10 protein-coding genes and 1 CRISPR repeat array are annotated in these 14,014 nt (G+C 49.5%); of the genes, 7 read left to right on the plus strand and 3 right to left on the minus strand.

The genetic code is table 11. The annotated features are described in order from the left end of the window. From OGM59_01365 to csn2, 7 genes are all read left to right on the plus strand, one after another. A complete protein-coding gene (locus tag OGM59_01365) occupies positions 1-1,116 on the plus strand; it encodes a nucleotidyltransferase family protein (protein UYI91145.1) in 1,116 nt (371 codons plus the stop codon). Beyond that, positions 1,113-1,475, plus strand: coding sequence for a fluoride efflux transporter CrcB (gene crcB / locus OGM59_01370; protein ID UYI91146.1), 363 nt, complete (start codon positions 1,113-1,115; stop codon positions 1,473-1,475). Before OGM59_01365 ends, crcB begins: the two co-directional genes overlap by 4 nt. A 17-nt stretch (positions 1,476-1,492) precedes the next feature. After that, complete coding sequence (gene lepA / locus OGM59_01375; protein ID UYI91147.1) at positions 1,493-3,310, plus strand: translation elongation factor 4; 1,818 nt, start codon at positions 1,493-1,495, stop codon at positions 3,308-3,310. A 385-nt stretch (positions 3,311-3,695) separates the two neighbouring features. Continuing rightward, positions 3,696-7,694, plus strand: coding sequence for a type II CRISPR RNA-guided endonuclease Cas9 (gene cas9, locus OGM59_01380; protein UYI91148.1), 3,999 nt, complete (start codon positions 3,696-3,698; stop codon positions 7,692-7,694). Positions 7,695-7,706: 12 nt separating this feature from the next. After that, the gene (cas1, locus tag OGM59_01385) at positions 7,707-8,588 is read left to right on the plus strand and encodes a type II CRISPR-associated endonuclease Cas1 (protein UYI91149.1); all 882 of its coding nucleotides are present in this window, start codon (positions 7,707-7,709) and stop codon (positions 8,586-8,588) included. Next, positions 8,578-8,898 (plus strand): CRISPR-associated endonuclease Cas2, encoded by a 321-nt coding sequence (gene cas2 / locus OGM59_01390; protein ID UYI91150.1) that lies wholly within the window; start codon positions 8,578-8,580, stop codon positions 8,896-8,898. The genes cas1 and cas2 overlap by 11 nt, the downstream gene beginning before the upstream one ends. Then, complete coding sequence (csn2, locus tag OGM59_01395; protein UYI91151.1) at positions 8,895-9,575, plus strand: type II-A CRISPR-associated protein Csn2; 681 nt, start codon at positions 8,895-8,897, stop codon at positions 9,573-9,575. The genes cas2 and csn2 overlap by 4 nt, the downstream gene beginning before the upstream one ends. A 62-nt stretch (positions 9,576-9,637) precedes the next feature. After that, a CRISPR array of direct repeats spans positions 9,638-11,317; the repeat unit is 36 nt; unit sequence GTTTGAGAATAGTGTAAATCCATAAGGTAGTGAAAC. A gap of 183 nt (positions 11,318-11,500) precedes the next feature. Here csn2 and OGM59_01400 read toward each other — a convergent pair. The 3 genes from OGM59_01400 to OGM59_01410 form a co-directional block, all read right to left on the minus strand. Beyond that, positions 11,501-12,064, minus strand: coding sequence for a haloacid dehalogenase-like hydrolase (locus OGM59_01400; protein ID UYI91152.1), 564 nt, complete (start codon positions 12,062-12,064; stop codon positions 11,501-11,503). Between the two features lie 56 nt (positions 12,065-12,120). Beyond that, positions 12,121-12,288 carry a hypothetical protein gene (locus OGM59_01405; GenBank protein ID UYI91153.1) on the minus strand — a complete coding sequence of 56 codons (168 nt, stop codon included), beginning with the start codon at positions 12,286-12,288 and terminating at the stop codon, positions 12,121-12,123. Between the two features lie 112 nt (positions 12,289-12,400). Beyond that, positions 12,401-13,780: an MATE family efflux transporter gene (locus tag OGM59_01410; GenBank protein ID UYI91154.1), complete on the minus strand. Its 1,380-nt coding sequence runs from the start codon at positions 13,778-13,780 to the stop codon at positions 12,401-12,403. Between the last annotated feature and the right edge of the window lie 234 nt (positions 13,781-14,014).

Consider the following 14,014-nt stretch of genomic DNA (forward strand, 5'->3'; position numbering starts at 1 on the left):
ATGCAGACGATCACCGGCGATCTTTTGCAGGACAGTCTGCTGCACCTGCTCTATTGTGCTTTAAAAGAGGAAAAACCGGCGCTGCCTACGGATTTGAACTGGGAGGCGCTGTTGCAGTTGGCCAATCGCCAGCAGGTATACAACACCGTGCTGCCGGTGCTGGAAAAGGCGGCGGTGCTGCCGCCGGAGCAGCTGCAGCGTTGGAACGACTATCGCTTAACGGAGCTGCAGCGTACCCTGTATGTGAACAGCCAGCGACAAGCCGTTTGTGCGGATTTGGAGGCGCAGAACATTCGTTATATGTTTTTAAAGGGCTTGGTTCTGCGGGCGCTTTATCCCCAGACCATGATGCGCCAAATGAGCGATAATGATATTCTGTTCGACCCCGATCGGCGCGGCGATCTGGCCAAGATCATGCGTGAGCACCAGTTCACCTTAACGGTGGCTACGGACAAGTCAGATGATTACTACAAAGAACCCAACTGCCTGATCGAGTTCCATCGGGAGTTGTTTAACCACGCCGATTTGCAAACTGCCTTTCCGGCGGCGCTGGTGTGGCAACATGCGGTGCCGGACCCGGATCATCCCTGCTGCTACCGTATGTCCCCGGAGGATAATTATCTGTTCACTCTGGGTCATATGTACAAGCACTATATTATGGAGGGCTGCGGCGTTCGATTCCTTTGCGATATGTATTTGCTGCGCGCCAAGCAGCCGCAGATGAACATGAAATATGTGGAGTCTATGGTGGCGAAGATGAGGATCTCCCCCTTTCACCAAACGGTGATCGGTTTGGCGGAGGCGGTGTTTGCCGGCGGCGAACTGACTGACGACGGCCGGCAGCTGTTGAACGATATGTTTTCCGGTACCGTTTACGGCAAGGGCAAGACCATGGCGGAGAAAGTGGACGAGCACGGCGGCAAAGGACGCTATATTCTCTCTCGCCTGTTTCCCAAAGTATCCATTATGAAAAACACCTACCCGGTGCTGGAAAAATGCCCCGTTTTGCTGCCTTTCTATTATCTTGTGCGGTTGTTCAGCCGCCTGCGGCATCGAAAAAAAGAAATTCGCAGCGAGGTTCGCCAGCTAAAGAACAGCAAAGGGGATCGGCCGTGATAAACGTACTTTTTGTAGGTCTGGGCGGCTTTGTGGGTGCAATACTGCGCTATCTGCTTGGACTGGTCCCGGTGCGCCAAACGCCTTTTCCCATTATCACCCTGTGCATCAACGTGCTGGGCGCCTTTGGAATTGGGCTGCTGGCCGCATTGTGTGAAAGGCATAAAATCAATTCCCAGCCGCTGCTGCTGTTTTTGAAGGTGGGGCTTTGCGGCGGGTTTACCATATTTTCCACCTTCTCGTTGGAGACCTATGACCTGCTGAGCAGCGGGCGCACGGCACCGGCGATCTTGTATGCGCTGCTGAGCGTAGGCTTGTGCCTGCTGGCCATCTTCGGGGCCCGGGCGCTGATTCATTGACTTTCGGAGGAAGACCATTGGCTGTAAAGAAAGAGAACATTCGCAATTTTTCCATCATTGCCCACATTGACCACGGCAAGTCCACTTTGGCGGACCGACTGTTAGAGCTGACCAGCTCTGTGCAGCAGCGGGATATGCAGGAGCAAATTCTCGATGATATGGACCTGGAGCGGGAGCGGGGCATTACCATTAAGGCGCATGCAGTGACTTTGGGCTATGACGCCAAAAACGGCGAGCACTACGAGTTTAACTTGATCGACACCCCCGGCCATGTAGACTTTAACTACGAGGTCAGCCGCTCGCTGGCGGCTTGCGAGGGCGCTATCTTGATTGTGGACGCCTCCCAGGGCGTAGAGGCGCAGACCCTTGCCAACACCTACCTGGCTTTGGATCACGACTTGGACATTATGCCGGTGATCAACAAGATTGACCTGCCGGCAGCGGACCCGGAGCGGGTGGCCCAGGAGGTGGAAGAAGTGGTGGGCATTCCCTGTATGGACGCCCCCCGCGTGTCTGCCAAGACCGGGCAGAATGTGGAGGAGGTGCTGGAGCGGATTGTGACGGAGATCCGCCCGCCGGTTGCCAACGACAATGCACCCCTGCGCGCGCTGATCTTTGACTCGGTTTATGACAGCTACCGTGGCGTGATCGTGTATGTGCGCGTCATGGACGGCAAAATCAAGGCCGGCGATACCATGCGTATGATGGCCACCGGTGCCCAGTTTACCGTGGTGGAGGTGGGTCGTATGCGGGCCACTTCCATGGAAAATACCGGCGTGCTCTCCTCCGGCGAAGTAGGCTATATTACCGCGTCCATCAAAACCGTTTCCGACGCCCGGGTGGGCGATACCATCACTTTGGCAAATGCGCCGGCAGCGGAGCCGCTGCCCGGTTACCGCAAGGTGAACCCAATGGTGTTCTGCGGTGTGTACCCGGCAGACGGTGCGGATTATGAGGCCCTGCGAGACGCGCTGGAGAAGCTGCAGCTGAATGACGCGTCCCTAAGCTATGAGCCGGAGACGTCCGGCGCCCTGGGCTTTGGTTTTCGCTGCGGTTTTTTGGGTCTCCTGCATTTGGAGATCATTGAGGAGCGCCTGGAGCGAGAGTACAACCTGGATCTGATTACCACCGTGCCCTCGGTGATCTACAAGATCCACATGACCGACGGTACCATGGTGGAGATCGACAATCCCACCAATTACCCGGATCCGTCCCTGATTGACTACTGCGAGGAGCCGTTTGCGGACTGCAATATTTATGTACCCAGCGAGTTTGTGGGCACCATTATGGATATGTGCCAGGATCGGCGGGGAATCTTTAAGAATATGAGCTATATCACCCCGGATCGGGTAGATATTCATTACGAGCTGCCGCTAAATGAAATTATCTATGATTTCTTTGACGCACTTAAATCCCGCACCCGTGGCTACGCTTCTTTCGATTATGAGATCAAGGAATACCGCCGCTCGGATTTGGTGAAGGTGGATGTGCTGCTCAATGGCGATACCATCGACGCGCTGAGCTTTATTATTCACCGGGACAAGGCTTACCAGCGGGGACGCCGCATTGCGGAGAAGCTCAAGGAGCATATCCCGCGGCATTTGTTTGAGATACCGGTGCAGGTGGCTATCGGTGGCAAGGTTATTGCCCGCGAGACGGTAAAGGCCCTGCGCAAGGATGTGCTGGCCAAGTGCTACGGCGGCGATGTGACCCGTAAGAAAAAGCTGCTGGAAAAGCAGAAAGAGGGCAAAAAGCGTATGCGCCAGTTCGGTCAGGTGGAGGTGCCCCAGGAGGCCTTCCTGGCAGTGCTCAAACTCTCCTCTGACGACGAGTAAAGCAGAAATATAAAAAATCCCACCCGATACAGGTGTTGCCTGCTCGGGCGGGATTTTTTTCGTTTGTCAAGTGCTTTTGTGCAACTTGTCCGAAAATATGGACTTAAACTTGACAAAATAGGCAAGAATATGCAAAATTTGTTTACTTTCTTATTTATTTGTGTTATGATGCAAATGTTGAGGGCAATAAAAAAGACCTGCAAAAATGCAGGTCTTGCTCACACACTGTGAGGTTGCCGCAACGGCAACGAGTTGAATCAATTGGTATTTGAACGCATAGTGTAAATCTCATAAGGTCTTGATACAACTTGATATTAACACGAAAAGTTTCACTTGTCAATAGGTCAACTGAAAATTTTGATGAAAAAAGAAAAGGAGCGAGTTTATGGAACAAGGGAGAAAACGCGGAGATTACTATTTAGGTCTGGATATGGGTACAGACTCGGTAGGCTGGGCTGTAACAGATATGGATTACCGTGTTCCTAAGTTTAAGGGCAATGCCATGTGGGGTGTGCGCCTGTTTGATGAGAGCAACACGGCAGAGGAGCGGCGGCTGTTTCGCATCAGTCGGCGGCGTACCCAGCGGCGTCGGGAGCGGCTGGATCTGTTAGAGATGCTGTTTGACGGTCCGGTGAGTACCAAGGATCCGGCTTTCTTCCAGCGGTTGCGGGAGAGCGATCTGTATGCAGAGGATAAAACCACCAATACACCCTTTGCTGTGTTTGCGGATCCGGATTATACGGACACAGACTATCATCGCCAATTTCCCACCATTTATCATCTGCGTAATGCGCTTTTGCATGAGGATGGCCCATACGATGTGCGCCTGGTGTTTTTGGCGGTGCATCATATTATCAAAAACCGCGGTCATTTTCTGTTTGACTCCTTAGGAGAGGCGCAAAACTTTGGTTCGATTTACGGTGCGTTTCGGGATTATTTGCAAGAAGAATATGAATGTGCAGTAGAATGCACGGACGAAAAAGCCTTTGGCGCCGTGCTCAAGGACAAGTCTTTGTCTAAGTCCAGAAAGACTGCGGCGGCAGCAGAGCTGTTCGGTGTAACAAAAAAGAGCGCTCCCCAGTTGTATGCCTGCCTGGCACTGGCCTGCGGCGCTACGGTGAAGCTGAAGGACCTGTTTAACGATGACACTTTGGTCGAGGCGGAAAAACCTAGCATCGCCTTTACCGGCAGCTATGAGGACAACGAACCGGAGTACCAGTCTCTTTTGGAAGAACGGTTCGATTTGGTGGTGCGGATCAAGGCCCTATATGATTGGGCTATTTTGGATGAGATCTTGGCCGGCCATCAGTATCTGTGCGAGGCCAAAGTGGCCACCTATGAGCAGCACAAGACGGATTTGCAGCGGCTGAAAACCTATGTGAAGACCTATCATTCGGAACTGTACAAAAAGATTTTTAAGCTGAGCAGCAAGGACGACAACTATGTGGCCTATTCCGGTCATATCAAGGAAAATGGTCACACCGGCGTGCTGGAAAAGACTTGTAATCAAGAGGCTTTTTGCGCCTATTTGAAAAAGACGCTGGGCGACAATGGGGACCCGGCGTATGCGGATATGTTCGCCGCCATTGAGAATGGCACTTTTATGCCCAAGCAGGTGTCTAAGGACAACGGCGTGATTCCTATGCAGTTGCAGAAAAAAGAACTGGAAGGTATTTTAGACCGGGCGCAGAGATATTTGCCGTTTTTAACAGAAAAAGATGAGACCGGCCTGACTGTGCGAGAAAAAATCATTTCCCTTTGCGAGCACCGTATTCCGTACTATGTTGGCCCGCTGAACAAGCATAGTAAAAAAGCCTGGATCGTGCGGAAAGAGGGAAAAATCTATCCCTGGAATTTTGACCAAGTGGTGGATTTGGATCGCAGCGCAGAGGCATTTATTGAGAATTTGACCAGCAAGTGTACCTATTTGCCCCAGTACGATGTGATCCCCAAGTATTCTTTGTTGTACACCAAGTTTATGGTGCTCAACGAGCTAAACAATTTAACGCTGGACGGCCAGCGTGTTGAGGTCAAACTGAAGCAGGAGATTTACCGGGACCTGTTTGAAAAGCGCGGCAAAGTCACCGGCAAGGGACTGAAAAACTATTTGCAGTCCCGGGGTATTGCCTATGAGGTGATGGGCGGCTTTGATGAAAACTTTAAGGCCAGTCTAAAGCCTTGGCAGGATCTGGCGCCTTATGATTTGACCTATGATGAGAAGGAAGAAGTTGTACGCTTAATTACGATCTTTGGCGACGATAAAAAGTTGCTGAAAAAGCGGCTGCGAGATCTGTTTGGCGATCGACTGACAGAAACAGAGCGGGGCAAACTGGCTCGATTGAAGTACACCGGCTGGAGCCGTCTGTCTCGGGAATTTCTGACCCAGGTGGCATGCACCGACAAAAATACCGGCGAGGTGACTAATATCATTTCCGCGTTGTGGGATACCAACCTGAACTTAATGCAGCTGCTGTATAGTGCGGACTATATGCCCACATTTGGGGAGCAGGTCGCAGCATGTAATCAGTTCGATAAGGATGTTTCCCTGCGCCAAATGGTGGAGGATCTGTATGTTTCACCGAAAGTAAAGCGACCTATTTACCAGTCGTTGCTGATCGCTCGCGAGATCGAAAAGATCCAAAAGTGCCCGCCGAAGAAAATCTTTATTGAGGTGGCGCGAGGAGAAGAAAAGAAAGAACGCAAAAAGTCCAGAAAAGCCCAACTGTTGGAGCTGTACCAAAGCTGCAAAAAGGAATATGCAGACCTGTATGCGCAACTGGAGGGGACCGAGGAGGACAGATTGCGTAGCGATAAGCTTTACCTATATTATACCCAAATGGGCCGGTGCATGTACACCGGCGAGCATATTGACCTGAACAGTTTGCTGAGTGGCAATGTTTATGATATTGACCATATTTTTCCGCGCTCTAAGGTAAAGGACGATAGTCTGAATAACCGAGTGTTGGTAAAGAAGGTGGACAATGCAAAGAAAACGGATGTGTACCCTCTGGATCGAGAAACGCAGGCCAAAATGCACGGCTTTTGGCAGCTGCTTTTGTCTAAGAACTTGATCAGCAAGGTTAAATACCAACGCCTGATCCGGACGACGCCCTTGACCGATGAAGAACTGGGTGCCTTTATCTCCCGCCAACTGGTCGAGACCCGTCAATCCACCAAGGCGGTTGCCCAAATTATGGAGCAGCTATATGACAAAGAGCAGACAGAGATCGTGTATGTCAAGGCTGCGCTGGCTTCCGATTTTCGCCATACCTATGATATGCTTAAGTGCCGTGAGGTCAACGACTTTCACCACGCTAAGGACGCGTACTTGAATGTGGTGGTGGGCAATGTTTACAATGTACGGTGCACCCATAATCTGCGCAATTTCATCCGCGGCTTGCAGGAAAACGGCTCGCGGGGTTACAGTATGAACGCCATGTTCAAGTGGGATATTCCCGGCGCCTGGGTAGCAGAGGGCGGCGAACTCCAGAAAACACAAACCAAGAGCCTGGAGATTGTAAAACAAATGATGGCCAAGAACAATATTCGCTATACACGGTATGCGTTTTGCCAGCACGGTGGTTTGTTTGACCAGATGCCGGTGAAGAAGGGTAAGGGCCAAATCCCGCTAAAGCAGGATGGACCCAAAAGCGATATGGCCAAGTACGGCGCATATAATAGCGCTATGTCCAAATATTTTGCCCTAATCTCTTATTCGGACAAAAAGGGCAAAGAGGTGCGCCAGTTGGTGCCCATTGATGCGGTAACGGAAAAGGCTTATTTGGCAGATCCGGACAGGTATGTAAGCAGTTATGTAGGTGCTCCGGCGAAAGTGCTGATTCCGTGTATCAAGTATAACGCCTGTCTGTCTTTTGACGGTTTTCGGATGCATATTAGCAGCAAAGCTTCAAAGGGAAAACAAATAGTATATAAACCGGGTGTACAACTGGTACTTAGTTATGAACAAGAAAAGTACGTGCGTAATATCACCAAGTATTTGAGCCAAAACAAGGATCGGCCGTTGAACAAGTATGATGGAATTTCCGCTGATGAAAACCTTACGCTGTTTAATGCGTTGATGGACAAGATGTGCAACACGATCTTTCATCTTCGGTTTGCTGATATGTATGAAAAAATTGTTGATAAAAGAGAGCGGTTTATTGATTTAACTGATGAAGAACAATGTGTAGTGCTGTCTGAATTGTTGAAGATGTTACACGCCAATGTACTAACCGCAGATCTTACACTGATTGGTTTGGCTAAAGGTGCAGGTTCTATGAAAACAAATAGCAAGCTCTCCGAAATCAAAGGCGTAACCTCCGTCAAACTCATTCACCAATCCATTACCGGCTTGTTTGAGCAGCAAATCGAACTGTTGCCGTAAGGAGGGCTTGCCATGAGTTGGCGCGTTGTGGTGGTGACCAAGTCCGCCAAGTTGGAGTACAGTATGGAGTACCTGGTGGTGCGGGATGCAGAGAGCACCACCAAGGTGCACCTTGGTGACATTTCGGTGCTTTTGATCGAGAATACCGCCTGTGCAATCACCACCGCTTTGATGAGTCAGCTGCTGCAGCATAAGATCAAGGTGATTTTTTGTGATGAGAAACGCAATCCCTGCGGCGAATTGACGGCCTATTACGGCTGCCATGATTGCAGCCAAAAGCTCAAGGATCAGCTTAGCTGGACCCGGGACGCTAAACAGTTGATTTGGACCGCCATTGTGGGCGAAAAAATCAAGAACCAAATGTTAGTGCTCCGAGCGGTCCAGTCCCCGCGGGCAGATCAGCTCTGCCGGTATTTGGACGAACTGGAGTTTGGGGACCGGACCAATCGAGAGGGTCATGCGGCCAAGGTGTATTTTAATGCCCTTTTTGGTTCCCATTTCAGCCGCAGTGACGACTGTCCCACCAACGCGGCATTAAATTATGGGTATAGCTTGATTTTATCCTGTTTTAACCGCGAGGTGGTGGCAGCCGGGTATTTGACCCAGCTGGGCTTGTTCCATGACAATATGTTCAATACTTATAATTTAAGCTGCGATTTAATGGAGCCTTTCCGCCCATTGGTGGATGCGTGCGTACATAAGTTAGCACCTAAGCAGTTTGAAAAGGCGGAGAAAGTGGCCGTGCTGTCCCTCTTAAATCAAGAGGTGCAGTTGGACGGCCGGGTGCAAACAGTACTCAATGCCATTCGCCTGTATGCAGCCAGCGTGTTCCGCGCTTTGGCTGCCCAGGATGTGGCAGAAATTCATTTCCCGGTAGCTGCGTATGAGTTATAGATTTATGCGAGTGATTGTGTTTTTTGATTTGCCGGTAAAGACTGCCCAGGACCGGCGTGAGTATGCCCGCTTTCGCAAGAAGCTGGTCAAGAGCGGATTTATCATGATGCAGCAGTCGGTGTACTCCAAGATCGCTTTGAACCAAAATAACGCAGCCAGTATTTGTGCCGGGGTGCGGAAGTGTAAGCCCCCGGCCGGCGTAGTGCAGATCTTGACCGTAACGGAGAAGCAGTACGCCAAAATGGAACTGGTGGTAGGCTGCAACGACAGCAATGTGGTGGTCACGGATGAAAGGTTGCTGATTTTATGAGGATCGCTTTGGACTATTTCCCGGAGCCGTTGGCTTTTGAAAACCAAACGGCCATAGTTTTGACGCTGGAAAATAAAACGGTTTTTCGCCGGGTGGTCAACGCCTTTTTAGAGGACTGTGCAGATGAAGTGTTGACCTTTTCCCAGGAGTGGAAGCCTTTTGCTTTCTCCAAACAAGGGATTTATATTGCGAATCCGTTGCAGCCGGATGCGGATGCCAAAAAGCTGATGAACCATGTGGCATCTGCTATGGAACAGACACTCAACACCGAGCTGGCAGAGCCTTTGGCGCTTGTGCGCCAGGACTTATTACAGTTAGGAGATGCACTTACCGCCCGGTTTGATTATGATGTAGCCTACCAGGATGATTTAGAAGCGGCTGCCGTTGTGAAGCTTTTGCAGTTCCGTTTGCGGCGGGAAGAAAGTACAGCAGCCGAGCGCCTGGCGCGATTTTTGATTTTAACTTCCCGGTATTTAAAGGTACGCATTTTTGCTATATCCAATTTGTATTTATATTTTGAGTCGGAGGAGGTGAGCCAGCTGCTACATACTCTATCTTTGCATCAAATTCGGATTTTAGACTTAGAGTGCCAGGCACCGGCGTGCGTAGATGTGCGCGCCAAACTCTATGTGCTGGATCGGGATTTGTGTACCCTTGACAATTCCGTTTCGCCATAGTACTATGGTACTAGATCTTGTGGATTTGCCCTGCGCTGTATAGTGGGCGCAGCTTATTTGAGGTTTGAGAATAGTGTAAATCCATAAGGTAGTGAAACGTTGTTAGGGGGGTGCCCCCCTTGTTTTCGTTTGAGAATAGTGTAAATCCATAAGGTAGTGAAACGAATTTCAACATCCAATGAAACAAAGCCAGGTTTGAGAATAGTGTAAATCCATAAGGTAGTGAAACAATCAAGGCACGGCTATATGATGATTTTAGTTTGAGAATAGTGTAAATCCATAAGGTAGTGAAACAAGCCACCTGCGCTTGAATATTCGGCGGTGTTTGAGAATAGTGTAAATCCATAAGGTAGTGAAACGTTAAGCGTATCTAACCATTGCCCCACTTTGTTTGAGAATAGTGTAAATCCATAAGGTAGTGAAACTGTGCCGGTTCTCGAAGCAAAGACGGCCGGTTTGAGAATAGTGTAAATCCATAAGGTAGTGAAACACATACACTTTGAAGTGTACGAGTTGATGGTTTGAGAATAGTGTAAATCCATAAGGTAGTGAAACGCGATCTGACCAGTATAAGTATCGTCGTCCGTTTGAGAATAGTGTAAATCCATAAGGTAGTGAAACTTTTGGACTTTTGAGCCGCTACAAACTACAGTTTGAGAATAGTGTAAATCCATAAGGTAGTGAAACCGACAAGTTGGTGAACAAATGCTGCCGGGTGTTTGAGAATAGTGTAAATCCATAAGGTAGTGAAACAAGCCGAGCCACCAGAGAAGAAAAAAACATGTTTGAGAATAGTGTAAATCCATAAGGTAGTGAAACCTAATCCAGCATATTAAATTAAACAATAGGTTTGAGAATAGTGTAAATCCATAAGGTAGTGAAACAAAGTCGTAGATGATATGGACGCTGTGTTTGTTTGAGAATAGTGTAAATCCATAAGGTAGTGAAACAACAGTGGCCACGGCGGTCACTTTATAATAGTTTGAGAATAGTGTAAATCCATAAGGTAGTGAAACTAACTGCGACACAATTAAACCAAATTTATCGTTTGAGAATAGTGTAAATCCATAAGGTAGTGAAACAAACCGTTCAAAAACTATATGACGGGTACGGTTTGAGAATAGTGTAAATCCATAAGGTAGTGAAACCGCAGCGGTCTGTCGTGATCGACGACGCAAGTTTGAGAATAGTGTAAATCCATAAGGTAGTGAAACGTCTGCAACTCCTACAAAATCATCAAGTCTGTTTGAGAATAGTGTAAATCCATAAGGTAGTGAAACCTCCTTTGCGTTTTCAGTCCGCCGACTTATGTTTGAGAATAGTGTAAATCCATAAGGTAGTGAAACTTCCGATGATGAAGTGTATTTGTTTTTTTCGTTTGAGAATAGTGTAAATCCATAAGGTAGTGAAACATAAGTCTTCTTCCGGCTGATATGCAGAAGGTTTGAGAATAGTGTAAATTCATAAGGTAGTGAAACGCGGCATACTTCATTGCCTCGCCCATGTCTGTTTGAGAATAGTGTAAATTCATAAGGTAGTGAAACGTTGAAACTGACGCCCTCAACCGGAACCTTGTTTGAGAATAGTGTAAATTCATAAGGTAGTGAAACCACGGCATAAGCGTAAAGGAGACAGACAGAGTTTGAGAATAGTGTAAATCTATAAGGTAGTGAAACAATTCCATATTTCACATTCAGTCCGCTCTTGTTTGAGAATAGTGTAAATCCATAAGGCAGAAAAACTTGATGATCGACGATGGATATGCTGAAAAACACAGTGGAAAGTTTGAATAAAAAGTCAATCTTTCCACTGCGTTTTTATTGTTGGATTCAGAAATAAAAGCATTTATCAATATCCGAATATTGAAAGAACACAGACGGTGCGATCAGTCCGTCTATTTGCAATACCAAAAATAGTTTGTTGCGCTATTTCATTCGGGTTATGCGGTTGTGGCGGACTTTGTAGGCGGTGCGGGAGAGATGAATCATGGGCAGGTCGGCGGCGTTGTCGGTATAGAATGCGTCCGGTACGGCGCTTGCTCCAAAGCATTTGCGAAAAGCGGACACCTTATTGGCGTTGAAGTTGATATACTCCACCGTCAGGGTTTGGCGGTCCACCACGGAGCAGATACAGTGCTGCACCCCTAGGCGGCGGCACACCTCGTCCATGATCAAATTCAGCGAGGCGGTGACGATCACATCGTCTTTTTTCGGGTGATACCAGGCTTTGATCTTGCGCATATGCCCGTCCCAAAAGTCCCGGACCAGCCCCTCTGGGTCATCAAAGCTGCTGAGGTATTGGGCGGCGTACTTGCGTCCGGCCTGCTCCAAGTCTGCCATGGTGGTGCGCCCCAATTTATAGCGCAGCAGGTGATACAGCACCACCGGCACATAGCGTGCTACCTTTGGATTGCGGCGCAGGCTGAACAGGTAAAAGTCAATGACGCTCTCACCGTCATAAATGGTATTGTCAAAATCAAATACGCGCATAAAAATCCCCCTTGGTACTTTCAGTATAGCACAAAGCGCCAAAGGGGGACAGTTTTTTATTTTTTGCCGCCCAAGTGGCGGCCTAAGTAGCCCAGCAGCAGAATGTCCTCGTCCGTTAAGGCGCTGCCGTTGCCGGGTACCGGTTGTTCTTCTTCCTCCGGCTCCAGGGTCAGGGTCAATTCCCATTCCTCCGGCGGGTTGTTTTTGTCCTGTTGCTTTTTCATACCATGACCTCCCTTGCACTCTTACTGTAACACAAAAAGCCACCGGGTGCAAATGACAGGGAGAATTATAGGACAGAGAAATGGCGCTGCCTGGTACAGCCGACATTTACTTTTAGTTGTTTTTCTCGCTTTTTGGCATGGCACGCAGGGCCTTGCGGAATTCAAAGAAGAAAAGAACGCCGGTGAAGGCCACGGCCAGCACATCTGCCACCGGCTCCGCCATAAAGACAGCCTTGGTTAGGTCAGCAGTGTACAGGTGGGGCATAATGTAGATCAGCGGCAGCAGCAGAATAAACTTGCGCATCACCGCCACGATGATGGACGCCTTGGCGTTACCCAGGGCGGTAAATGTCATTTGACAGGCGATTTGAATACCAAACAGCCCCAGCGCCAGAGTGTAAATGCGCAACATCGGCTTGGTAAAGGCCAGCAATTCTGCGTTAGAGGTGAAGATGGCGGCAAACACGCCGGGGAACAGCTGGATCAGCAGGCAAAAGAGCATGGCGTAGCAAACGCTGTAAGTGAGCAGCAGTCGGTACGCGCGGCGTACGCGGTTGCTGTTTCCGGCACCGTAATTGTAGCTGATAATGGGTTGGGCACCTTGTGCCAGTCCTTGCAGCGGCAGCATAGCAAACTGCATGACACTGGTGAGAATGGTCATGGCACCCACTGCCAGATCGCTGCCGTATTTCAGCAGTGAGGTGTTAAAGCATACGGAGATTACGCTCTCGCTGGCCTGCATGACGAACAGGGCACTGCCCAGCGCCAGACAGGGGAGAATGACCTTGGCGTGCAGACGCAGATTGCACCGGCGAATGCGGATAAAAGTCTTTTTGCCAAGTAAGAAAGACAGCACCCACAGGCAGGACAGTCCCTGGGACAGCACGGTAGCCAGCGCGGCACCTCGCACACCCATGTGGAAGCCGAAGATAAACAGCGGATCCAGTGCTGTATTGGCAACGGCGCCGATGAGCACCGAGAGCATACCTACCTTAGCAAAGCCCTGGGCGGTGATAAAGGCGTTCATGCCAAGGGTCAGCTGCACGAATACGGTGCCCAAGGCGTAAAGGTTCATATAGGCCGCACTGTAATCAATGGTGTTGGAGCTGGCGCCGAATGCCAGTAGCAGCGGTCGGTTCCAGATGAGTACCACCGCTGTCAGCACCGCAGACACCAGCAGTTGCGTGACAAAGCAGTTGCCCAGAATCTGCTCAGCTTCTGCCGTTCGCTTCTTGCCTAAGGCGATGGAGGCCCGAGGTGCGCCGCCGTTGCCCACCAATGCCGCAAAGGCGGAGATGATTAGAATCAGCGGCATACACACGCCCACCCCGGTAAGCGCCAGCGCGCCCTCGCCGGGAATGTGGCCGATGTAAATGCGGTCTACCACATTGTAAAGCATATTGATCAGTTGGGCGGCTACTGTGGGCAGGGACAGCTGGAGCAGCAGTCGTCCGATGGGCCGGGTGGCTAAAAAATCTTTGCTTTGTTCCATCGTCGTCAACTCATTTCTGTAATCTAAACGTACTTAATTATAACACGATGAACGGCGGTGTCAAGGCGCGGATTTTGAACATGGGTCTCTTATGCGGCGAATGCAGTAATGTGTCGAACATACAAAATTCACAATTTGCGCGGCTCAAAGCGTTTACATTATGGTGAAAATATGGTAAAATAGACGGCGTGAAAACGCACATATTTTTATTTCACTCTTTACCCGATCCGACGC

This window comes from Oscillospiraceae bacterium, assembly GCA_025757685.1.
GTDB lineage: Bacteria > Bacillota > Clostridia > Oscillospirales > Acutalibacteraceae > CAG-217.